The sequence below is a fragment of the Oscillibacter ruminantium GH1 genome, assembly GCF_000307265.1.
Taxonomy (GTDB): Bacteria; Bacillota; Clostridia; order Oscillospirales; family Oscillospiraceae; genus Oscillibacter; species Oscillibacter ruminantium.
Genome location: NZ_DF158897.1, coordinates 64755 through 87363, shown reverse-complemented (window position 1 = coordinate 87363; position 22609 = coordinate 64755). Strand labels below are relative to the sequence as shown.

At 59.1% G+C, this 22609-nt stretch carries 17 protein-coding genes and 1 other RNA gene; 6 read left to right on the top strand and 12 right to left on the bottom strand.

The genetic code is table 11. From position 1 onward, the window contains the following. Positions 1-126: 126 nt before the first annotated feature. From ON16_RS04980 to ON16_RS04955, 6 genes are all read right to left on the bottom strand, one after another. Positions 127-1101 carry a peptidylprolyl isomerase gene (locus tag ON16_RS04980; protein ID WP_040660025.1) on the bottom strand — a complete coding sequence of 325 codons (975 nt, stop codon included), beginning with the start codon at positions 1099-1101 and terminating at the stop codon, positions 127-129. A 39-nt stretch (positions 1102-1140) separates the two neighbouring features. After that, positions 1141-1785, bottom strand: coding sequence for a signal peptidase I (lepB, locus tag ON16_RS04975; protein WP_051131542.1), 645 nt, complete (start codon positions 1783-1785; stop codon positions 1141-1143). Next, on the bottom strand, positions 1778-5311 hold the full coding sequence (gene mfd, locus ON16_RS04970) for a transcription-repair coupling factor (protein ID WP_040660023.1): 3534 nt from the start codon (positions 5309-5311) through the stop codon (positions 1778-1780). Before mfd ends, lepB begins: the two co-directional genes overlap by 8 nt. Before the next feature lie 36 nt (positions 5312-5347). Continuing rightward, positions 5348-5947: an aminoacyl-tRNA hydrolase gene (pth, locus tag ON16_RS04965; RefSeq protein WP_040660021.1), complete on the bottom strand. Its 600-nt coding sequence runs from the start codon at positions 5945-5947 to the stop codon at positions 5348-5350. Positions 5948-6264: 317 nt separating this feature from the next. Continuing rightward, positions 6265-7224 (bottom strand): ribose-phosphate pyrophosphokinase, encoded by a 960-nt coding sequence (locus tag ON16_RS04960; RefSeq protein ID WP_040660019.1) that lies wholly within the window; start codon positions 7222-7224, stop codon positions 6265-6267. A 44-nt stretch (positions 7225-7268) separates the two neighbouring features. Beyond that, positions 7269-8384 (bottom strand): DapH/DapD/GlmU-related protein, encoded by a 1116-nt coding sequence (locus ON16_RS04955; protein ID WP_040660017.1) that lies wholly within the window; start codon positions 8382-8384, stop codon positions 7269-7271. A gap of 360 nt (positions 8385-8744) precedes the next feature. Here ON16_RS04955 and ON16_RS04950 point away from each other — a divergent pair, with 360 nt between their 5' ends. From ON16_RS04950 to ON16_RS04925, 6 genes are all read left to right on the top strand, one after another. Beyond that, a complete protein-coding gene (locus ON16_RS04950) occupies positions 8745-9236 on the top strand; it encodes a tRNA (cytidine(34)-2'-O)-methyltransferase (RefSeq protein WP_040660016.1) in 492 nt (163 codons plus the stop codon). A 97-nt stretch (positions 9237-9333) separates the two neighbouring features. Beyond that, positions 9334-10527 carry a phosphoglycerate kinase gene (locus ON16_RS04945; RefSeq protein ID WP_040660014.1) on the top strand — a complete coding sequence of 398 codons (1194 nt, stop codon included), beginning with the start codon at positions 9334-9336 and terminating at the stop codon, positions 10525-10527. 82 nt (positions 10528-10609) lie between these two features. After that, on the top strand, positions 10610-11383 hold the full coding sequence (gene tpiA, locus ON16_RS04940) for a triose-phosphate isomerase (RefSeq protein WP_040660011.1): 774 nt from the start codon (positions 10610-10612) through the stop codon (positions 11381-11383). Positions 11384-11629: 246 nt separating this feature from the next. Further along, a complete protein-coding gene (gene gpmI, locus ON16_RS04935) occupies positions 11630-13147 on the top strand; it encodes a 2,3-bisphosphoglycerate-independent phosphoglycerate mutase (protein WP_040660010.1) in 1518 nt (505 codons plus the stop codon). Positions 13148-13428: 281 nt separating this feature from the next. Beyond that, positions 13429-14142: a M23 family metallopeptidase gene (locus tag ON16_RS04930; RefSeq protein WP_040660008.1), complete on the top strand. Its 714-nt coding sequence runs from the start codon at positions 13429-13431 to the stop codon at positions 14140-14142. 297 nt (positions 14143-14439) lie between these two features. Further along, the gene (locus ON16_RS04925; protein ID WP_040660006.1) at positions 14440-15306 is read left to right on the top strand and encodes a patatin-like phospholipase family protein; all 867 of its coding nucleotides are present in this window, start codon (positions 14440-14442) and stop codon (positions 15304-15306) included. Positions 15307-15397: 91 nt separating this feature from the next. Here the strand turns inward: ON16_RS04925 and ON16_RS04920 are convergent, their stop codons facing one another. The 6 genes from ON16_RS04920 to ffs form a co-directional block, all read right to left on the bottom strand. After that, entirely contained in the window at positions 15398-16777 is a 1380-nt protein-coding gene (locus ON16_RS04920; protein WP_040660005.1) for an MATE family efflux transporter, read from the bottom strand. Between the two features lie 142 nt (positions 16778-16919). After that, positions 16920-18044: a peptide chain release factor 2 gene (gene prfB / locus ON16_RS04915; protein ID WP_193372942.1), complete on the bottom strand. Its 1125-nt coding sequence runs from the start codon at positions 18042-18044 to the stop codon at positions 16920-16922. A gap of 214 nt (positions 18045-18258) precedes the next feature. Continuing rightward, positions 18259-20031, bottom strand: a complete 1773-nt coding sequence (locus ON16_RS04910) for a DUF4127 family protein (RefSeq protein WP_040660004.1) — start codon at positions 20029-20031, stop codon at positions 18259-18261. Between the two features lie 61 nt (positions 20032-20092). Then, positions 20093-20461 (bottom strand): YbaB/EbfC family nucleoid-associated protein, encoded by a 369-nt coding sequence (locus tag ON16_RS04905; RefSeq protein ID WP_144032053.1) that lies wholly within the window; start codon positions 20459-20461, stop codon positions 20093-20095. Positions 20462-20563: 102 nt separating this feature from the next. After that, on the bottom strand, positions 20564-22411 hold the full coding sequence (gene dnaX, locus ON16_RS04900; RefSeq protein WP_040660003.1) for a DNA polymerase III subunit gamma/tau: 1848 nt from the start codon (positions 22409-22411) through the stop codon (positions 20564-20566). A gap of 48 nt (positions 22412-22459) precedes the next feature. Next, positions 22460-22559, bottom strand: an RNA gene (gene ffs, locus ON16_RS15280) — signal recognition particle sRNA small type. Positions 22560-22609 lie beyond the last annotated feature (50 nt).

The following is a 22609-nucleotide window of genomic DNA, read 5'->3' as shown; positions in this document are numbered from 1 at the left end:
TTTTCGTCACCTTGACGAAAACGGCAGGGGCCGTGTAAAATCCCGTGATTTTTCGACCCTGCAATAGGGGGTTGCAGGCATGGGAAAGATATGTAAACAATGGGACTTAGGAGAGCCGATGCGCGGTTATTTCGCGCCGCGCCGCGCTGTACACACACCTTTGTAAAACGAGGCGGTGGTAAAGCTGTCGTATTCCTTAGAGAACGTCACTTGCGCCTGTTCCGCCCGGTTTTGCATCTGCGCGTCAAACCAGAGGTCTGCGGCGGCGTCTTCATCCAGCGGCGCGGGACGGAGCAGGAGTATCCCGGCGCTTGTTTCTACCGGCTGACTCCACTGATCCGACGAAAGTCCCGCGAGGGCGCTTTCTGCCGCGGAGGAGAGAGTCCCGTCTCCCGGCACGGCAGTGACGGAGGCATATGTGCCGTCCTTTGAGGTCTGGGGGTCTAAACTTGGGTCCTTTTCAAGCTCGGAGCGGGCCACCGCCGCCAAGTCCGCATTGGGGAATAACAGCGTGTCCGCGGTGTACAGCCTGGCGGCTTGCGCATAGGTGGCCACAGCCCCATCCTGCGGTGCCAGGTCGCTTCCGTCGGCCCGCGACAAAGCCCGCAGATGTTCGTATAAATAGTAATCCGCGGAGAACAGTTGCGCGCCCGCCTGATCCAAACCCTTTTGCGACAGAGCGGCAAGGTATGCGTCCGTTCCGCCTGCGGCAGCCGCCTGATTTGCCCAGTCTTCGTCCATGGCGGCCAAGTCCTCGGCGGTGAGCACACAGTTGTGGGATTCCGCCAAAGATTCCACAACGGCGTAAAACACCGTCGAGGACAGGGCTTGCTCCTTGACATATTCGTCCAAGGTCTGCCCGCCTACGTCCTCAGACCAGTCCGGCTCGCCGGCCGCCTGATCCACCAGATAGTCGCAGTCGGCGGTCAGCCAATAGAAATATCGGGCTGCCGGGACTTCGCGCTCGTCCACGGTCAGCAGGACCGCGTCCGGCGCAATGCCGGAAGCCTCATAGTAAAGTCCGGAAGGCTGCTCCGTCTGCTTTCCACAGCCGGAGAGCAGCAGCATGGCCGCCAGCGCGGCAGTCAACGCCCGTTTCATAAACCTGCTCCTTCCTCTCGGCGGGGCAGGCGGGCGCACTTATCCCACCCGGCGCACGCCGAGCCACGTATTGCCCGGCCACAGGGAGATGTCTACCAACGCCCGGGCGCGGATATTGGTCACGGAAATAAAGGGGTCTTGCCAGAAACGGCTGTCCAGAGAATTGTCCCGGTGGTCCCCCAGCAAAAAGACGCACCCGTCGGGCACGGTGAAACCGTCTCCCTCGTTTTGGGGATAAGTGATCCCCTGCACGGGCAGATAAGTTTCCTCCAGCGCGGAGCCGTTTACCAGTACCTGCCCGTCCCGGAAAGAAACAGTTTCACCCGGGAGTCCCACAACCCGCTTCACCAGCGTCTGCCCCAGTTCGTCGCTGTCGAACAGCACGATATCGCCCCGCTCCGGCATTGGATCGCCCAAAGCGTAGCTCAGGTGCCAGCTCAAAAACACAGAGTGGGTAGGAAGGGTTGATTCCATAGAACCGCTGGTGACGAAGCCCAGCAGGAAAATGCCCCGAAACAGCACCAGCATCACGATCACCGTGGTGAACAGGTAGCCATAGCTGCGCATAAAACGGCGAAAGGTCATTTTCCCCCGCTCATTGGGTCCCTTTTCCGGCTTCTCCGGCTTTTCGAGCTTTTCCGCCTTTTGGGGCAGCTCCTGCCGCCCGTCCTTTTCTTCAGACATGGCCGTTCTCCTTTTCTTTCGTATCGTCCGACGCCAGACGAAGGTCTTCCACCAGCGCCGTCGCTGTTTCCAGCACATCCGCGCCGGGGCGCAGCTGCAGCGTCAGCATGGGAATGTCCCCGGCACTGAGCGTCAGCAAACGCCGGTACTTGGGTAGGGCGCATACCGACGCCAAGGCCTCTGGGCAGAACCGGCCCAGCTCCAGCCGCAGCCGGTCGCCCTTTTGGCTCAGATCGGTGATACCGGCGGCCTGCGCCGCCGCCCGCAGCAGCGCCACATCCAGCAACGCCAAAACGGGCTTGGGCGGGTCGCCGTAGCGATCCATCAGTTCGTCCAGAATCTCGCCGGAGTCCTCCGGTGTGCGGATGGCGGCGATGCGGCGGTAAAGGTCCATCCGCTGTTCCGCCGAGGGAACATACCGCTCGGGCAGGTGGGCGTTCACCGTCAGGTCGGCGGTACACTCTGCGGCCTGCACGGGCTGTTCGCCCTTTTCTTCCAGCACCGCCTCCTCCAAGAGCTTCAGGTACATGTCATAGCCCACGCTCATCAGATACCCGGACTGCTCCGGACCCAGCAGATTGCCTGCTCCCCGAATCTCCAGATCCCGCATGGCGATCTTGAACCCGGAGCCGAACTCCACATATTCCCGGATGGCCCCCAGACGCTTGCTGGCCGTCTCCTGCAAAATCTTGCCGGGACGGTAGGTGAGGTAGGCGTAGGCCCGGCGGGTGCTGCGGCCGATACGCCCGCGGATTTGATGCAGCTGGGCAAGTCCCATCCTGTCCGCGTCCTCAATCACCAGTGTATTCACGTTTGAAATATCAATGCCTGTTTCGATGATGGTGGTGCATACCAAAATGTCCGCTTCGCCGTCCACCATCCGGCCCATCACGTCGGAAAGCTCCTGCTCCGACATTTTTCCGTGGCCGATGACGATGCGGGCCTCCGGCCCCAGCAGCTTTTGCAGCCGACCGGCGGTGGTGGAGATGGATTCCACCCGGTTGTGGAGATAGTAGACCTGCCCGCCCCGGCTCAGTTCCCGGCGGATGGCGTCCGCCAAAACCTCCCAGTCGTGCTCCAGCACATAGGTTTGTACCGGCTGACGGTCGGCGGGCGGCTCTTCAATGGTGCTCATGTCCCGCAGACCGCTGAGGGCCATGTTCAGCGTCCGGGGGATGGGGGTGGCGGAGAGGGTGAGGGTGTCCACCTGTTTTGCCATCTCCTTCAGGCGCTCTTTGTGAGTCACGCCGAAGCGCTGCTCCTCGTCGATCACAAGAAGCCCCAGATCCTTGAACTGGACGGACTTTTGCAGCAGCTTGTGGGTGCCGATCAAGACATCCACGCCGCCGGTGCGGGTGGCCTCCAGAATCCGCTTTTGCTCTTTGGGGGTTGTGAACCGGGACAGGACCTCCACATTGACGGGAAAGCCCGCAAAACGGCTCATAGCGGTGGCATAATGCTGCTGCGCCAAAATCGTGGTGGGGACCAGAATGGCGGCCTGCTTTCCGTCCAGCACGCATTTCATCACGCCCCGGAGCGCCACCTCCGTCTTGCCGTATCCCACGTCGCCGCACAGCAGACGGTCCATGGGCCGGGCCTGTTCCATGTCGGCCTTGATCTCCTCCACGGCCCGGAGCTGGTCGCCCGTCTCGGGATAGGGAAACGCGTCTTCAAACTCCTGCTGCCAGGGGGAATCCGGCGAGAAGGCAAAGCCGGGCTGCTTCTGCCGCTGGGCGTACAGGGCGATCAGTCCCTTTGCAAGGTCTTTGGCCGCGGCCTTCGCCTTGGTCTTGGACCGCGCCCACTCGGTTCCGCCCAGCTTATTGAGCCGCTGGTGCTCGCCGCCGTCCTCGCCGCTGCCGATATACTTGGACACCTGATCCAGCGCCGTCACCGGTACATACAGGCAGTCTCCCGCGGCGTAGTCAATCTTGATATAGTCCTTTTCCACGCCGTCTACCGGCATTTTCCGCAGTCCCGCGAACCGGCCCACGCCGTGCTGGGTGTGAACCACCAGATCGCCGGGAGAGAGGTCGGTGAAGGACTGGAGCTTTTGGCGGCTGGAGTCCTTTTTCAGCTTTTGCCGTTTTCGGGCGGTGGGGGTCAGCTGCCCCTCCGTCAGCACCGCCAGATGAAGCTGAGGCCACTCGCTGCCCGCGCTCAACGCACCGGCGGTGAGCCGTACCTCGCCCGGGGCGGGCATGGCCGCGTTTTTGAGATCCAGCGTGGCGGGAATGTCCCGCTCTTCCAGCAGACGCAAAAGGTTTTTTGCCCGCGCTTCGCCGCCGCAGAGGATCAGAACCCCGTATTCTGCGGTCCGATAATGCTTCAGGTCTTCTGCCGCGGTTTCAAGACTTCCGCCGTAGGAGGGCAGCTGCTTGGTGGTCAGGTTCACCAAATGCTTGGGGGACATGGGGTAGCGGGAGGTGGGAAGAGAGGTTTCCATCACGGTGGGAAACTCCGCCAGATGAGAGAAAAACTCCTCGCCGGTCAGTGAGAGCCGGGAAAATGTCCCGGTCAAAACGCCTGCTTCCAGCAGAGCCTCGGTGTCCTGTCGAACCTGCAAGGCAAAGCCTTTGACCCGCTCTTCCACCCGCGCCGTCTCGCTGAGAAACACCACCGCGTCGGCGGGCAGGTAATCAAGGCCCCATGCTGCTTCCGGATAGACCGCGCAGAGATACCGGTCCGCACCGCCGAGATTTTCGCCGTTGCGCAGCCGCTGGGCGTCCGTGCGCAACGTTTCCGCCGCGCCGGCGGCACGGCCCTTTTTCTCCAGCTTTTCCGCCTCTTTGTCAAGCGTTGCGGCAAGCCCTTCGATTCCGCCGTTTGCCTGATGGGGCAGTACCTCGGCAGCGGGCAGCAGCAGTGCGGACTTGATGTTTTTCGTCCGCCGCTGACTGGCTGGGTCAAATGTGCCCATGGAGTCGATCTCATCGTCGAACAACTCGCAGCGCACCGGGCTTTCCATCAGGGGGGAGAACACGTCCAAAATCCCACCCCGGATGGCAAACTGGCCCACGCCCTCCACCTGCTCGCACCGGGAGTAGCCGGCGGCGGTCAACTGTCCGGCCAGCTCGTTCAAATCCAGTTTTCCGCTGACTTTCAGTGTCCGCACGGCGGCAGATAGCTGCTTTTTGGGCATTGCGCGGGCCATCAGCGCGTCCGCCGTGGCGATGCAGACAGGGGCCTTTCCCTTTGCCAGAGCATACAGCGCGGCAAGACGGTTTTGCTCCCAAGCGCGGGAGGACACCGCCCCTGCTCGGAACTGCCACTCCCGGCCCAGCAGCGTCACCGGCTCCGCCCCCGTCAGGGCATGAAGGTCGCCGCTCAGGCGCTTGACCTCCTGCTCGTCCCCGCAGAGAAAGACCGACGGACGGCCCATCGCGTGGGCGATGGCCGCGCCGATGGCCGCGCGGTGGGCACTTTGCAGCCCGGAAACCGCCACGGGGCTTTTGCCGCTTTCAAGACTGGCCACCGTTTCACGAAGCTCCGGCAGTTCATTCAGTTTTTTCAGGAGTTGTTCCATAAATCTTCCTTTGCTGCCGCTGTTTCTGAGCCTTGCTCAGTTAAAGTGATTCATCGCCTTCTGGCAGTCGCCGTTTTCAATCACGCACTCCGCCGCGTCGATGGCGCGGGCGAAGACGTCCAGCAGAGTTTTTCGCTCTGCCTGAGACGGGACGCCGATGACCCAGTCGATCATGTCCCGCTCCTCCCCGGCCCCGCCGGGATCGCCGATGCCGATTTTCACCCGGGGGAACTGGTCTGTTCCCAAGTGGGCGATGATGTTTTTGATGCCGTTGTGTCCCCCGGCGGAGCCGGAAGGCCGCACCCGCAGTTTTCCCACGGGCAGAGATACGTCGTCATAGATGACAAGCACATGGTCGGCGGGAATTTTATAAAACTGGGCGGCCTCGTGCACGGCTTCGCCGGAGAGATTCATAAAGGTCTGGGGCTTCATCACCAGCACCCGCGCCCCGCCAAAATGCAGAATATTATAGGCGGCCTTGAACTTCACCTTGTTCAGCTTGACGCCCTGTTTTTCCGCCAGAAGGTCCACGGTGAGAAAGCCCATATTGTGCCGGGTCTTCGCGTATTTTTCTCCGGGATTGCCCAGACCGACCAGCAGCCAGTCCACGCCGGAGGATTTGTTTCCAAACAACATTGCCCTGTCTCCCTGTGATCAAATTCCGTGCTCTCAATTTCACGGCGACCCAAATTCTCCGCAGAAAAGAAAGCCCAACAGGGCGGGGAAGTCGCCTCCCCCGCCTTGTCTATTTCTATCATTTGAAATTGTAGTCCCGCATTCCGGGCAGAGGTGCCAAGCGTTTCCCGTCCCTCGTCCCCCGTCTACCGTCCCGTGTCTCAATTCGGTCAAAAGCCCGGCGAAGCGGGTTTTGACCGAAAGAGGAGGAGCAAGGAAACGAAGTGCAGTTTTCCGCAAAGCGGGAAACGGAACGCAGTGGACTTTGCTCCGACGAGTCAGCGGAACAGCTTGGAAATGGAAACTTCCTGATAAATGCGCTCGATTGCCTCGGCAAACATGGGCGCCACGGCAAGGTACTTGATCTTGTCGGATTTGCCTGCATCAATGGGGGCGATGGTGTCCAGCAGGGCCAGCTCGGTAATCACGCTGTTGTTGATCCGGTCGATAGCCGGGCCGGAGAGAACGCCGTGGCTGGCGCAGGCGTGGACGCTCTTTGCACCGCCCACATCAATCAAAGCCTGCGCGGCGTTGCACAGAGATCCGCCGGTATCCACCATATCGTCAAAAATAATGCAGTCCATGCCCTTCACGTCGCCGATGACGTTCATGACTTCGCAGCTGTTGGCCTTCTGGCGGCGCTTATCCACGATGGCCAGATTCATGTGCAGCTTCTGAGCAAAGGCGCGGGCGCGGGCCACGCTGCCCACGTCCGGGGAGACCACCATCATGTTCTCGCAGTTTGCGCCGAACTTCTTGGCGTAATAATCCACGAAAATGGGGTTGCCGGCCAGATTGTCCACGGGAATGTCGAAGAAGCCCTGAATCTGAGAGGCGTGCAGGTCCATGGTCAACACCCGGTCGGCGCCGGCGGCGGTGAGCATGTTGGCCACCAGCTTTGCGGTAATGGGGTCGCGGGCCTTGGCTTTGCGATCCTGCCGGGCATAGCCGTAATACGGCATCACGGCGGTAATGCGTCCGGCGGAGGCGCGCTTCAGCGCGTCGATCATGATGAGAAGCTCCATCAGATTGTTGTTGACGGGGGTGGAGGTGGATTGGATCACGAACACGTCGCTGCCGCGAACCGTTTCATACAGAGAAACGAAAATCTCACCGTCGGAGAAGGTACCTACCTCCGACTCGCCCAGTTTGGTTCCCATCAGTTTGCAGACATCTGCCGCCAGCTGGGGGTTGGAGTTGCCGCAAAATACCTTGATATCCTTGCCATGAGAAATCATAACAACGCCCTCTTTCTTCTGTTATATGTGAATGAATCATTCGTTTATTTACCGTGCATCTTTCGCCGCCGCGCGGCCCAGCCGTCTTTGTTCTCCTGCTGTACCCGCGCCACGGCCAGCGCATCCTCCGGCACGTCCTTGGTGATGGTCGCTCCCGCCGCGATATAGCTGCCCTTGCCCACGCGGACCGGAGCCACAAGGTTCGTGTTGCAGCCGATGAAGGACTCATCGCCGATGGTGCAGCGGTATTTTTTGAAGCCGTCGTAATTTGTGGTAACGGTGCCGCAGCCAAAGTTGACTTTTTTGCCCACGTCGCTGTCCCCCACGTAGGTCAGATGGGAAATTTTCGTCCCGTCTCCGATGGTGGAGTTTTTCACCTCCACAAAGTCGCCGACCTTGATGTCGTCGCCGATGCGGCAGTTTGGCCGGACATAGGCAAACGGCCCCACATGGGTCCGCCGGCCAATGGAGGACTCGTTGATCTGCGAAGCGTTGACCTCGCTCTCGTCCCCCACGGTGCAGTCCCGCACCATGGCGTTGGGGCCGATGACGCAGTCTTGGCCGATGCGGGTTGCTCCCCGTAAAATGGTTCCGGGCAGGACCATAGTCCCCCGGCCGATTTCCACCCGGGGGTCGATATAGACAGCCTTCGGGTCCAGAATGCGCACGCCGTTTGCAAGGTGCTCGGCGACAATCTCATCCCGCAGGTGCAGTTCCACATTTTGAATGTCGGCGTCGGAGTTCAGGGCAATCCAGCCCCGCTCGCCGTCCACGTTCTGGAAAAAGACAGTGGCGGCTTTTTGCCATCCCTCTGCCAGCGCGGAGCCTTCGGCAGAATAGACATATCCCTCTCCGGCCTGCTTGGCCGGAACCACCGGACGAGAAATGACGATTACCCGCCGCGCGCCGGAAACAAAATCCAGCAGCTTGGGGTGCTCGTCGGAAATCACTGCGTCGGCGTCTGCCGGAAAACAGACGCGAACCTCGTCGGTATATTGCGGACCGCAGACAACAAAAAACCGCTCTACGCCGTCACGCTTCAGTTTGCGAACCACCCACGTAAGGATGGGGCAAAACAGAATGTCTTTCAGCATCAGCGGTTTTTTCTGTTCCGGGTCCGGGGAAGTTGTCAGGAAAATGACTGCGCGATTTTGATCCATCGGTATCCCCTCCCTCGAGAATAATTTGCGGGGCGCGGACACCCCGGCAGTCATGGCCAGATCCGCTGCGGGATCGGTTGCAAAGCTATTATAACAAAAATTTAAGGAAAATCCAGTGTTTCCTAGTAAATTGTTTCAGAAAATTCCGGTTCTATTTCGGCAAAACGACGATTCAGCAAAAAAATATGTAGATTTTCCACAGTTTTTCGGATAATTAGCCGTTGACTTCGGCATTTTGCAGAATTTCTCGTAGTTTTGTAGTGGTTTTCTCTGAAAAAAACGATTTTTTCATATAAAGTGGTTGAATTTGCGCAGGTAATGGATTACAATTGACCCGGCCATATTAAATGGAGGGATTCAATGCTGAATGTTGTTCTTGTGGAACCGGAAATCCCGCAGAATTGTGGAAACATTGCTCGGACCTGCGCCGCTACCGGCGCGCGGCTTCATTTGATCCGCCCTCTGGGATTTGATATCTCGGACCGGGCCGTCAAACGGGCAGGGCTGGATTACTGGAATCTGGTTCAGGTCTTCGACTACGAAAACCTGAACGACTTTTTTCATCGCAATCCAGACGCCGTGGATATCTGGCTCACCACGACAAAAGCCCCCCGCTCTTATCAAGAGGCGGAATTCCGGGACGGCTGCTGGCTGTTTTTCGGAAAGGAAACTGCGGGACTGCCCAAGGATTTTCGGGAGGCGCATTCCGACCGGTGTATTCGGCTCCCCATGCGGGAAGAGGCCCGCAGCCTGAATCTCAGCAACACGGTGGCTGTGTGTGTTTACGAGGCTCTGCGCCAGACCGGCTTTCCCGGCCTTTCCAGCGAAGGGGAAATGGCCGGTGAACGCTGAATTTCTTTCCCTATCCGCCTGTAAAATCCCAGCGGCGGACATACTAAGCTGAGATCTATCCGCACAGATCGAACCGACATTTTCAGGGAGGATATTTATGAACTATAACAAGAAGACAGTGAAGGACGTGGAGGTAAGCGGGAAAAAGGTCCTGCTCCGGTGCGACTTCAACGTGCCTCAGGACAAGGCCACCGGGGCCATCACCAGCGATAAGCGCATTGTGGCGGCGCTGCCCACCATTCAATATCTGCTGGAAAACGGCGCGGCGGTCATCGCCTGCTCCCATCTGGGAAAGCCCAAGGGTGAGCGGAAAATGGAACTGAGTCTTGCGCCGGTGGCAAAGCGGCTGGGCGAGCTTTTGCAAAAGCCCGTGACCTTCGCGGCCGATACCGTGGGTCCTGACGCCAAGGCCAAGGCCGCGGCGCTGAAGCCCGGCGAGATCATGCTGCTGGAAAACACCCGGTTTGAAGCGGGCGAAACGAAAAACGATCCCGCCCTTGCCAAGGAGCTGGCTTCCATGGCGGAGCTGTATGTCTCCGATGCGTTTGGTTCCGTTCACCGGGCGCATGCCTCCACCGTGGGCGTGGCGGATTATCTGCCCGCCGTCTCCGGCCTTCTGGTGGCCAGAGAGCTGGAGGTCATGGGCAAGGCACTGGACGACCCCAAGCGGCCCTTTGTGGCGGTTTTGGGCGGCGCGAAAGTCTCTGACAAGATCAACGTCATCAACAATCTGTTGAGCAAGGCCGACGCCATTATTATCGGCGGCGGAATGGCATATACTTTTGCAAAGGCGCAGGGCGGCTCCATCGGCCAGTCCCTTCTGGAGGCCGACAAGCAGGACTATGCGCTGGAGATGATCGCCAAGGCCAAGGACAAGGGCGTGAAATTCCTTCTGCCGGTGGATACGCTGGCGGCAAAGGAATTTTCTCCTGATGCGCAGCCCGTCGTGGTGGACACCATGGCGATTCCCGACGATATGCAGGGACTGGACATCGGTCCCAAATCCGTGCAGCTGTTCTGCGACGCGGTGAAGGGTGCGGGAACCATCGTGTGGAACGGCCCCATGGGCGTTTTTGAGTTCGACGCGTTTGCCGGCGGCACCCGCGCCATGGCGCAGGCCATGGCGGAGAGCGGCGCGGTGACCATCGTGGGCGGCGGCGACAGCGCCGCGGCGGTGGAGCAGCTGGGTTTTGCCGACAAGATCACCCACATCTCCACCGGCGGTGGAGCGTCCCTCGAATTTTTGGAGGGCAAGGAACTTCCCGGCGTGGCCTGCCTACAGGACAAATAAAACCATTTCACAGCCTCGTTCCATGTGACCGCACCGTGACCGGGCGGGATAAATTGAAATTGACATAAAGGAAGTTGAAACCATGAATCGTCGTTACCGTAAAACTGTGATTGCCGGCAACTGGAAGATGAATATGACCGCCACCGAGACAAAGAAATTTGCTGAGGATATGAAGAAGATCATGCCCAAGGCCAAGTGGTGCGATACCTTGATCTGTGTTCCCGCCTGTAACATTTCTGTGGCCACCCGGGCTTTTAAGGATCTGCGGATCTCCGTGGGCGCGGAGAACGTCTACTTTGAGGAAAAGGGCGCCTTTACCGGCGAGATCTCCGCGAACATGCTGAAGGATCTGTCTGTGAAGTATGTGATCGTTGGCCACAGCGAGCGGCGCCAGTATTTTGGCGAGACGGACGCCAGCGTGAATAAAAAGGTCCACGCTGTTCTGAACGCCGGAATGAACCCCATCATCTGCGTGGGCGAGAGCCTAGAGCAGCGGGAAACCGGCGTTACCGGCGAATGGATTGCGCTGCAGGTCAAGAGCGCGCTGAACGGCGTTCCCGCCGACAAGCTGCGCCGCTGCATCGTGGCCTATGAGCCCATCTGGGCCATCGGCACCGGCAAGACCGCCACGGCAGAGCAGGCCGGTGAGGTTTGCAGCAACATCCGCGCCACCATCCGCGCCCTGTACGGAGCGCGGGTTGCCCGCTCCGTCACCATTCAGTACGGCGGGTCCATGAATCCCAAGAACGCGGCGGAACTGTTGGCCCAGCCGGATATCGACGGCGGACTCATCGGCGGCGCGGCTTTGAAGCCGGAGCAGTTTGTGGAGATCATCAACGCCGCAAACCAGGACTGACTGATTTGAGGGGGAGCTCGCTCCCCCTCGACCTCCCCTGAGCCAGCGAAAACGAGTGCGGCCGCGGAATTTTTCGCAGGCAGATATTCGGATGAAACTGCCTTGGATTTCCCCGCGGAAATCTTGGACGAGGAATACGGGGGCGGGAGACGGCGGACGCAGCGATTTCCGAGGGCACGGCCCTCTCATGGCTTCGCGCGGCAACGGTCGAAACAATCGGCAGAGTTAGAAAGAGGTACTTTGATTATGAATAAAACTCCCACAACGCTGATTATTATGGACGGCTTCGGCATGTCCGGCGATCTGCGGGGAAACGCGGTCCGGGCAGCGCAAACGCCCCGGCTCGATCAATTTTTTGCGGAATTTCCCAATACAACGCTCTCCGCCTCCGGACTGGATGTGGGTCTGCCCGACGGGCAGATGGGCAACAGCGAGGTGGGCCACACCAATATTGGCGGCGGCCGGGTGGTGTTTCAGGACCTGCCCCGCATTACCAACGCTGTGGCGGACGGTTCTCTCTTTGAAAATCCCGCCTATCAGCACGCCATGGACGCCTGCAAGGAAAAGGGCACGACCCTTCATTTGATGGGTCTTTTGTCCAACGGCGGGGTACACTCCCACATCGACCACCTGTTTGCGCTGCTGAAAATGGCGAAAGACAGGGGTCTTGAAAAGGTCTATATCCATGCGTTTCTGGACGGACGGGATGTGTCCCCCTCCTCCGGCGTTGATTTTGTGGCGCAGACCGTGGAAAAGTGCGGCGAGCTGGGCGTTGGCAAGATCGCAACCGTGATGGGGCGGTACTATGCCATGGACCGCGACAAGCGCTGGGACCGGGTGGAACAGGCCTATGACGCCATGGTATATGGCGAGGGTGCGACGACAAATCCGGACCCGGTGGCCGCTGTGAAGGACTCCTATGCCAAGGGCGTTACCGACGAATTTCTGGAACCGGTGGTGTGCGACAGCGATGGCACCATCGGCGATAACGACAGCGTCATCTTTTTCAATTTCCGGCCCGACCGGGCGCGGGAAATCACCCGCACCTTGGTGGACCCGGCGTTTGACGGGTTTACGCACCAGTATTTTCCGCTTACCTTCGTGTGCAACACGGAGTATGACGCCACCATGCCCAATGTGGAAGTGGCGTTTCCCCGAACCTTGGTGCGCAACGGATTGGGCGAATATCTCAGCTCCTTGGGCATGACGCAGCTGCGCATTGCGGAGACGGAGAAATATGCCCATGTGACGTTCTTCTTCAACGGTGGGTCCGAAACGGTCTTCCCCGGCGAGGACCGGGTGCTGGTGGCCTCTCCCAGAGTGGCGACTTATGATCTCCAGCCGGAGATGAGCGCCGGAGAGGTTTGCGAAAAGTGCGTGGAGCGCATTGAGTCCGGGGCCTACGATGTGATTATTTTAAACTTTGCCAACTGTGATATGGTCGGCCACACCGGTGTGTTCAGCGCGGCGGTAAAAGCGGTGGAAACGGTGGACACATGTGTGGGAAAGGTCGTGGACGCCACGCTGAAAATGGGCGGCATTGCCATGATTACCGCCGACCACGGCAACGCGGAGCAGATGGAGCAATCTGACGGCAGCCCCATGACCGCGCATACCACCAACTTGGTTCCTTTCATCCTCTGTGGTGCGGGCAGCGAGCTGCGCCGGGGCGGAAAGCTGGCGGACATCGCCCCCACGATTTTGGACGTGATGGGGCTCCAGTCCCCTGCGGAAATGACCGGCACAACCCTCATCATTAAATAAATTCCCCAGCAAACCACGGCGCGTCATTCCGGCCTGTCGAAAAAGTCTCACGGACTTTTTCGGCAGGCTTTTTTTGACGAGGATTTTTCCCGGCTGTCGAACTGTGCGGATAAAAACCTGCTGTTTTGCAGTGTAAACGCCTACGGAACCGTTTTGTTACAGAGATTCACCCTAAAAAGAGGCGACGATTACCATATTTTACCGAAAAAGGATGAGACTGTGTATAATTTTTCCTTTCCACGGACATACTTCAGGCAAACAAATGGAAAGGACGGTTTTGTATGAACAAACCGAAAATTGCACTGGGCGGAGCGGGCTTCTACATAGTCCTGCTCCTGTGCCTGATGGTCGTGGGAGTTTCGGGCTATATGATCCTGTTTCATGGCAGCACTGCGGCCGAGGCGGATGCTGCGGCAGCCTCGGCGGATGCGGATCTTTATGGCGATCTGGACCCGGAGGGGCCGTCACTGGAGATTCTGGAGCCGCAGACGATCAAGGAGCCGGATGAGGAGAGCGCCCCGGCGAACGCGCCTGTGGAGATGCCTTCGGTGCAGGTGGACGATACCCCTGTGACAGCCACTGCACCAAATCTGGTCGTCTGGCCGCTGCGGGGCGCTGTGGTGTCTGCGTTCAGCGTGGACGAACTGCTCTATGATGAGACAATGGGAGACTGGCGCACCCACGCGGGCGTGGATCTGGCCGCCGAGGCGGGCACGCAGGTCATGGCCGCCAGCGCCGGAACGGTAAGCGCCGTGGAAAACGACCCTCTGATGGGAACCACCGTGATGATTGACCATGCCGGAGGCTACCGCACCACCTATGCGAACCTGCAGGCGGTGCCCACGGTCAAGGTCGGGGACGCCGTCTCCGCCGGGCAGATCATTGGCGCGGTGGGCAACACCGCCATTGCAGAGGCCTCTGTGGCGTCCCATCTGCACTTTGCCGTGGAGAAGGACGGAGACGCGGTGGACCCCCAGACATTTTTGAAGGACTAAAGGAAGTGCGCGCAAAGCCGCGGCCTGTGGATTTTCGCAGGCCGCGGCTTTTGTTCGGTAAAATCCCGCTGTTTTCGGGTTGTCCGCCGGAACATTCCATGTTAAACTTAAGGCAACACCGCACAAAGAACGCCTTGCGGCTTTGTGCACAGCTTGCTTGCATAGTTCTTACCATCTTGCACAGCAATTTTTACCATACGTCAGTATGGCGGCGAAATTCCTATACAATCTGACTGCGCAATCTGCATGCAATCTCTGCGCGGTGTTGGCTTAAGATCATCTAAGGGAGGCGTATTCATGCAAAAAGGCGCTCTGGTGCTGGAAGGAGGTTCCCTCCGGGGCCTGTTCACGGCGGGAGTTTTGGACGTGTTGATGGACGGGCAGATTTGGTTTGAATATGTCAACGGCGTCTCCGCCGGGTCACTGTGCGGATACAACTATATCGCCCGTCAGCCGGGCCGTACCCGGGATATCAACGAGACGTTCTGCGCAGACCGGCGCTTTTTGGGATTCAACAATCTGTTGCGAAACGGCGGCGTTTTCAATTTCAATTTTCTGTTTGGAGAAGTGGCCGATGTGCTGAACCCTCTGGACAAGAAGACGTTTACCGATTCCCCCCAGATTTTTGAAGCGGTGGCCACCAACTGCATTTCCGGTGAGCCGACGTATTTTCGTAAGGGGACGATTCCCCCGGCCGATTTTGACCGGGCCTGTCGGGCCTCGTCCAGTATGCCGGCTCTCAGCGAGATCGTGTACATAGGCGGCACACCGTATCTGGACGGGGGCTGTGCCTGTCCGGTCGCCTATCACCGCGCCATAACGCTGGGGTATGAAAAGCGGGTGGTAGTTCTGACCCGCCCGGCGGGGTATCGCAAAAAGCCGCAGATCAGCCGCGGTCTGGAGGAGACGGCCCGGCGGCTGTACGGACGAAGGTATCCTGCGTTTCTTGCAACTGTGCGGGAGAGCAACCGGCGGTATAACGCCCAATATACCGAACTGGAACAGCTGGAGCGGGAGGGAAAAGTGTTCCTTCTCCGCCCGGCGGGCCCGGTGCTGGTGGGGCGGTTGGAACGTCACGCGGATAAGCTGGAGGCGCTGTATCAGCAGGGAAGAACGGTCTGCATAGAGCAGCTGGACAATTTGATGCGGTATCTCAATACCTGATTTTTCATTCTGCGGAGCAGACAAAGCAGTGGTTTCATCAAGAAAGCAGCCGGAAAAGCCTTTGGGACTTTTCCGGCTGCCTTTTTGCTTTTCAGGACTGGGCCCCTGCCAGCGGCACAATATGCTTGTGATACGTCCACCGGAAGAACACAATGGTCAAAATCAAGGAGACGACCTCCGCGATGGGAAACGCCCACCAGACCATGTCCAGGTTGCCGCTGAGACTCAGCAGCCACGCGGCGGGCAGCAGCAAGATCAGTTGCCGCGCCAGAGACACAATCATGCTGAGGACGCTGTTTCCCAGCGCCTGAAACACGCCGCTGCATACAATGCCGACTGCGGCCATGGGAAAGCTGAGACTGATAATCTGCAGCGCCGGCGCGCCGATGGCAAGCATTTCGTCGGATGCGTCAAACAGCGCCAGCAGCCAGCCCGGAACCAGCAGGAAGATCAGCGTTCCCACCACCATGATGCACGCCGCCGTGGCGAGACTCACCTTGAATGCGCGCATAATGCGGTTTTTTTTCTGCGCGCCATAGTTATAGGCCACGATGGGAATCACGCCGTTGTTCAGGCCGAACACCGGCATAAAGATGAAGCTCTGGAGCTTAAAGTATGCGCCAAACACGGTGGCGGCAGTGGTTGTAAAGGGGATCAGGATGCGGTTCATGCCATAGACCATGATAGAGCCGATGGCCTGCATGATGATAGAGGGAACGCCAATGAGGTAAATGTCCCGAATGATTTCTCCGTTGGGGCGAAAGCCCTTGAATTTTAAGGGAACCTCGGGGTTTTTCTTCAGGCAGAAAAACAGGGACAGGCACATGCTGCAAATCTGGCCGATGACCGTGGCCACAGCCGCACCCGCCACGCCCATCCGGGGCAGTCCAAACAGGCCGAAGATCAAAATGGGGTCCAAAATGATATTGATGATCGCGCCCAGTCCCTGCGTGAACATGGTGTAGAGCGTCCGGCCCGTGGATTGCAGGATACGCTCAAAGGTGATGCCGAAAAACAGACCGAAGGAGACGCAGGAGCAGATGGTGAGATAAGTAATGCCTCCATCCACGATCTCTGCCACATCGGTCTGGGACCGAAAGAACACAGGGGATACCAGCCATCCGATCAAAATAAAGGCGAGAACGCTCAGTCCCGCCAGAAAGATCCCGTTCAGCGCCACGCTTTGGGCCCGCTTGGGGTCCCTTGCGCCCAGCGCGCGGCTCAAAAGCGCGTTGATGCCCACGGCGGTACCGGTGGACACGGCGATCATCAGCGCCTGCATGGGAAAGGCCAAAGACACTGCGGTTAGTGCGTTTTCCGATATCCGGGAGACAAAGATGCTGTCCACCACGTTGTACAGCGCCTGCACCAGCATGGAGATCATGATGGGCAGGGACATGTTGAACACCAGTTTTCCCACGGGCATGACGCCCATTTTATTCTCAGTTAATTTTTTGCTTCTTTCTTCCATAAATACTCGCTTTCTTTCGTTTTCCCGTCTGCTTTGAAGGGGTGCCCGATGACAATTGGAAAGCGGCGCGGCTTGAAGGCCGCGCCGCAATTCGCGCAAATGCTTTCCGTTAAAACTGCCGGCCAGTCAAGCCTGCCGACGCTTACTTTTTCAGCTCGCCGGTAGCCAGCTGCGTCAGATAGGCGTTGATGAATCCGTCCAGATCGCCGTCCATCACGCCGTCGATATTGCTGGTCTCGTGACCGGTGCGGGTGTCCTTCACCATCTGATAGGGCATAAAAACATAGGACCGGATCTGGCTGCCCCACTCAATTTTCATCTGTACGCCCTTGATGTCGGAAATTTTCTCCGCGTGCTGCTGGGCTTTCAATTCCAAAAGTTTGGCCCGCAGCATCTTCATGCAGTTGTCCTTGTTCTGGAACTGGCTGCGCTCCGTCTGGCAGGCCACCACGACCCCGGTGGGGATGTGAATCAGCCGGACGGCGGAGGAGGTCTTGTTGATGTGCTGGCCGCCCGCGCCGGAGGAGCGGTAGACCTGCATTTCAATGTCCTCGGGGCGAATGTCAACCTCCGCGTCGTTGGGCAGGTCGGGCATGACCTCCAGCGCGGCGAACGAGGTCTGGCGGCGGGCGTTTGCGTCAAACGGGGAGACGCGCACCAGACGGTGAACGCCGTTTTCGCTCTTCAAAAAGCCATAGGCATTTTCACCCTCAATGGAGATGGCGGCGGATTTAATACCCGCTTCCTCGCCGTCTTCATAGTCCAAAATCTGATATTTAAAGTCGTGACGCTCCGCCCAGCGAGTGTACATCCGATAGAGCATCCCCGTCCAGTCCTGCGCCTCGGTGCCGCCGGCTCCGGCGTGGAAGGACAAAATGGCGTTGTTGGAGTCATACTCGCCGGAAAGAAGGGTGGCGAGCCGCTGCTCGGAAACTTCCTCCTCCAGCTTGGCATAGCCCTCTTTCAATTCATCCAGCAAAGAAGGGTCGTCTTCTTCCTGACCCATTTCGCAAAGCGTTTTCAAATCCTCCCAGTTGGAGGTCATTTTTTCCTGCCGTCCAATCTTGCCCTGCAGGCGCTTGAGCTGCTGCTGCACCTGCTGAGAGCGTTCCAGATCGTTCCAGAACTCCGGCTCGCTGGTTTGGGCCTCGAGACTTGCGGCCTCCCGCTTGGCAGTGTCGATATCCAGCGCCGCGGCCAGCTTATCCAGTTCCGGGCCGAGGGCGGTCAGCTTCTGCTTGTATTCGTCATATTCGATCAAAGCCATGGCATATTCTCCATTCCACATTTTCATCAGCCCAAATATTATATAGGAGTTTACCCGGTTTGTAAAGAAAAACCGCTTTTTTCATCCCATGCCGGTTTTTTACAAAAAATGTTCTTTCATCGAGCGTCGGCAGTCACGGAATGGTTTTTATACAAAAGCCGCCCCGAAAAGGAGGCAAAGTCCCCGATTGGAGACTTCGCTTTTTCCGCACACCTCAGGGTGCTGCGTTCTCGGCCGCTGTTTGGCGGTTGATGTCCATACCGATCTCGAATACCCGGTTCCATGGAAAGCGGTAATTCGAGAGGGCCAGTGTCCCGCAGTCGGCCTCGGCCCAAGGGGAGAGGCTCACAAGAATTTTTCCGCTCCTAAAATTTTCCAGAACCGGCGCGGCGGAGACTGCCATGTCCGACTCCAGCGCCGAGAGAACCGCAAAGCGGTCGATCTCCGGGCAATAGAAATTGTCCGGGCTGCCGCCAAGTTCATCCCGCACATAGGCGTACAGGTCGTTGCGGACGGTGTTGCGATAGGCAAAGTCCTTCACTACGCTGTCGGACAGGGCTTTGACAAAGGCTGTATTGGCGCTGTCGTCTTTTTCTGGGGCCGGCGTGCAGGTCAGCCATGCGTACCGCGCCACCCCGTGGGAAATGGCGGTTCCGGTGACGATGGCCATGTCCAGAAAACCGGAGTAGGACAGAAGCATCCCCAAGTCTGTCTGCTGTGTCATCGCGTCGTGAATAACCGTGCCGTAGGCGTCGTTGGCCGCGTCGATCAAAATGGTGGGCAGATGGGTTTTTTGATTCTCGTTCAGGGCGTTGGTCAACGCCCACGCATAGTCTCCAATCCGTTCCGGTTCTGCCGGGGCGGTAAGCACCAGAATCTGAAGATCGGCGGATTTCTGCTTTTCTGTTTTCTCCATCCCAAAGAATGCCAAATGCGCGTCCACCAGCGCATTTAGCGGCTGATAGTCGTAGGCGCAGGCGGCCTGTGTCTCCAGCCCCCCGATGTATCGCACAGCGGCCTTTGCCCCGTTCCAGCCGCAGTCCTGCAGATAGAGCTTGGCAATGGCCTTAAACGCCAGATCGTCCACGCCGGAGAGCAGCGCGTCCCCGTCCCGCAAATTTGCGGAGAGGTAGGCGATCTCGTTTTTCTGAATGCTGTCCTCGGCGGAGGAATCGTCCACGCCAACCAAAACATGAAAGTTGGATTGAGCCGCGCCGTTCAGCGCGCCCAACAGGTGGGCGCTGAGCCGCAGCTTTCGGGCGCGGGCCGCCAGATAAGTTTCCACCGCGCCATCCGGCAGTGGCTCTGCCGAAGAAATGGTCAGTTCCTCGCCGTCGGCTCCCAGACGGTAGTCCTCCACGATGTTTTCCACGCTTAATGCGTCCCCGCTCAGATGGGGCCGGGCCGCAATGCCATAATCCCGCAGAGCGTTATACTCGTTGAGGCCGAAGCCGCCGTATCCCACCGTGGGGGCAAGGCGCATCACACTGTCCAGCAGCCAGACTTGGTTGTTTGTATCCTTGGAGAGCAGGGTGATAAGGTTTTCCAGAAGCTCTGTCTCAGTCAGTGTCGCGCCGTCGGTCAGCGTCACGGAGCGCTCCCCGGTCATGGCGCGGGAGCTGACCAGCCCGCCGGAAAGCAGTTGGTCCAAAGAGAGGACGTAGCGGTCGCAGCCCGCGTCCTCTTGGGCCAGCACCCATTCGTACAGCGCGGCCCGGTCGCCGGACTGCGTTCCGTTGGCGTTGCGGGGCTGGCCGTCCAGCTTTGTGGCATACAGATCGACGTCCGGCATCCGCAATTCATAGTCCAGAGATTCCGCCAGATATTCGGCCCGCTCCACGTTGTCCGGTCGGTCATCCAGCGGCACGTAGGCAAGCGCTGCGGAGCCGTCGGAAAATGCTGGCTTCCGTCCGCCGCAGCCCCCCAGTCCTGTAAGCAGGACAAGGGCCAGAGCGGCGGAGAATAATTTTAAAAGCGTACTTCGCATATTGCCTCCAATTTAGAAAAAAGCCCGCACGGCAAAGCCTGCGGACTTTTTGTAGTAAATTTTAAAAGGACAGGCCGCCCAGATCCATGCCGCCGGTGGCGGTGTTCAGGCTGTTTTCCATGGCCTCGCTGGCCTGACGCAGAGCCTCGTTGACAGCGGAGACGACCAGATCCTGCAGCATCTCCACATCCTCGGGGTCCACCGCCTCCGGCTTAATGGTCACGCCCAGAACTTCCTTCTTGCCGTTGACCTTGGCTTCGACCACGCCGCCGCCAACGCTTGCGGTAAATTCCTGAACCTCCACCGCGTCCTGCGCGGCGGTCATGGCTGCCTGCATCTCCTGAATCTTCTGCTGCATCTCCTGCTGGCGGGCGGCCCCGGTGGGGCGCATACTGCCGCTGGTAAATCCGCGGCGGGCACTGTAACTCATAACTGTCTGCTCCTTTATCAAGATGTTTTTTTCCTTTATAGGCGGCCGCCGGCCCCGCGCAGCGGTGGGGCCGCACAGCCAAAAAACAGTCTCGGACTGTTTTTACTGAACGGTGAAATGGTCCAGCTGACTTCCCATCTGGATCAAATCCAACAGTTTGTCCTCCGGCGAGGAGACGGGGCCGCTGCCCACGGAAAAGCGAACTGTTACCGGCCCGCCGGCCTTTAACGCGCCAAGCTCCTGCAAAGCGCTCAGAACCCGGTCGTTGTCCAACCGGCCCTTTACAATTTCGTCGGGGGCATAGACCGTGACCGTGCCGTCCTTCAGCTCGCCCTTGCACTTGTCCAGAAACGCCCGGTACATGGGCGGGAGACGACCCTTGCATTCCTCCGCCAACGCTCGCCACCACGCCGCGCCGCCGGTTGCACCGGAGACGCTTTCCGCCGGGGCGGATTCTGCCGCGCGGATTGCGGGCGGGGGGGCGGTTGGTTCCTGTGCGGCAGGCGGAGCCGAGGCGTGAACAGCCAAAGGCTCTGAGTGTGGTTCCACTGCCGTAAACCTTTCCGGGAAAGACGGATCACCCGTCTCCGGCGGTTCTTCCGGAAGGGGGGGGCGCTCCTCGTCAAAGGGCGGTTCCTCTGGCAGAGGCGGTTTTTCCTCGTCCCAAGGGGGCGCATCCGCCGGAGCGGGAGATGTTTTCACGGCGGGCTTTTGCGCAGGTTCCCGCACAGGTGCTTTCGGCGCGGAACGGGCCGGAGCGGACTCCTCCTGCTGGGGAAGAGCGCCGCTGCTCATCAGCGCCGGGAGACGGGCCAGCGTGTCCTCCGCGCGCTGAATGCGGGCGGTGAGGGCGCTGAGATCGCCGGAAAGCGTTTCGTCGCAAAGGCGCAGGAGACAAAGCTCCGCGTCCGTGCGGCGGTTGGAACTATAATAGAGATCAGCCGTGGAGCGCTGCAAGGTGGTGGCCAGATACAAAAGGCGGCTGCCGGGTACGTCCCGTTCCAGTCTGTCCAGTGTGGCGGCGTCAAAGCCGCCGGACAGCAGCGCGGCTCCGCCCTCCGGGGCGGTCCGGCGCAGAAGCAGGTCCCGGGTCAGGGTGGACAGCTCGTTCAAAACGGCACCCACGTCCTTGCCCCCGGCGTACAGCTGGTTCAAAAGCAGAAGCGCCGCCTTCGCGTCCCGCTGCAAAATGCAGTCCATCAGCTGGGCGGTCTGGAGATTTCCAGCAAGGCCCAAAACCTCTAGCACGGCGGCGGAATCAATCACCCCTCCTGCCGCGGCGCACTGATCCAAAAGGCTCAGTCCGTCCCGCAAGGCTCCGTCCGCCAGACGGCTCAAAAGCTCCGCGCCGTCCGGCTTCAGATCGATGCCTTCCTGCCCGGCGACAAAGGTGAGCCGTTTCTCCACATCCCGGGGCGTGATGCGCTTAAAGGAATACCGCTGACAGCGGGACAAAATGGTGGCGGGAACCTTGTGCAGCTCCGTGGTCGCCAGAATGAACATGAGATGCTCCGGCGGCTCCTCCAAAATTTTCAAAAGAGCGTTAAACGCCGGAACGGACAGCATGTGGACCTCGTCCACAATATAGACTCGTTTTTTCACGTTGGCAGGGGAATAAATCGCCTCGTCCCGCAAGGCCCGGACCTGATCCACGCCGTTGTTGGACGCGGCGTCCAGTTCCAGCACATCCAAAAACGTGCCGTTTTCAATGCCCAGACAGCTGGGGCACACATTGCAGGGATCGCCGTCTACCGGATGCTCGCAGTTGACCGCCTTGGCGAGAATTTTCGCACAGGTGGTTTTGCCGGTTCCCCGGGTGCCGGTGAAAAGGTAGGCGTGGGACGTTCGGCCTTCCGCCACCTGTCGCTTCAGCGTTTCGGTGATGTGGGACTGGCCAATCACGTCAGAAAACGTTTTGGGCCGCCACTTGCGGTATAGCGCCTGATACATCTCCCACATCTCCTTTCAATAAACAGAACAAGTCCTCCGTTTGCAGCCGCGGAACCGGCGCCCTCGCGGCACATGGAACATCCCGCACGATGCTGCTCGGTTCCCCGCCTGACATGATTAGCGGGCGTCCATTGCGCGAGACCGGCTCCGCGGCTGCAAGCGGAGGACTTGATTCAGAACACTCTTATTCTACTATAA

Coding starts and splice junctions, on each gene's coding strand:
- ON16_RS04980 (WP_040660025.1), bottom strand. CDS start 1,101: ATGAAACGGGCGTTGACTGCCGCGCTGGCGGCCATGCTGCTGCTCTCC.
- lepB (WP_051131542.1), bottom strand. CDS start 1,785: ATGTCTGAAGAAAAGGACGGGCGGCAGGAGCTGCCCCAAAAGGCGGAA.
- mfd (WP_040660023.1), bottom strand. CDS start 5,311: ATGGAACAACTCCTGAAAAAACTGAATGAACTGCCGGAGCTTCGTGAA.
- pth (WP_040660021.1), bottom strand. CDS start 5,947: ATGTTGTTTGGAAACAAATCCTCCGGCGTGGACTGGCTGCTGGTCGGT.
- ON16_RS04960 (WP_040660019.1), bottom strand. CDS start 7,224: ATGATTTCTCATGGCAAGGATATCAAGGTATTTTGCGGCAACTCCAAC.
- ON16_RS04955 (WP_040660017.1), bottom strand. CDS start 8,384: ATGGATCAAAATCGCGCAGTCATTTTCCTGACAACTTCCCCGGACCCG.
- ON16_RS04950 (WP_040660016.1), top strand. CDS start 8,745: ATGCTGAATGTTGTTCTTGTGGAACCGGAAATCCCGCAGAATTGTGGA.
- ON16_RS04945 (WP_040660014.1), top strand. CDS start 9,334: ATGAACTATAACAAGAAGACAGTGAAGGACGTGGAGGTAAGCGGGAAA.
- tpiA (WP_040660011.1), top strand. CDS start 10,610: ATGAATCGTCGTTACCGTAAAACTGTGATTGCCGGCAACTGGAAGATG.
- gpmI (WP_040660010.1), top strand. CDS start 11,630: ATGAATAAAACTCCCACAACGCTGATTATTATGGACGGCTTCGGCATG.
- ON16_RS04930 (WP_040660008.1), top strand. CDS start 13,429: ATGAACAAACCGAAAATTGCACTGGGCGGAGCGGGCTTCTACATAGTC.
- ON16_RS04925 (WP_040660006.1), top strand. CDS start 14,440: ATGCAAAAAGGCGCTCTGGTGCTGGAAGGAGGTTCCCTCCGGGGCCTG.
- ON16_RS04920 (WP_040660005.1), bottom strand. CDS start 16,777: ATGGAAGAAAGAAGCAAAAAATTAACTGAGAATAAAATGGGCGTCATG.
- prfB (WP_193372942.1), bottom strand. CDS start 18,044: ATGGCTTTGATCGAATATGACGAATACAAGCAGAAGCTGACCGCCCTC.
- ON16_RS04910 (WP_040660004.1), bottom strand. CDS start 20,031: ATGCGAAGTACGCTTTTAAAATTATTCTCCGCCGCTCTGGCCCTTGTC.
- ON16_RS04905 (WP_144032053.1), bottom strand. CDS start 20,461: ATGAGTTACAGTGCCCGCCGCGGATTTACCAGCGGCAGTATGCGCCCC.
- dnaX (WP_040660003.1), bottom strand. CDS start 22,411: ATGTATCAGGCGCTATACCGCAAGTGGCGGCCCAAAACGTTTTCTGAC.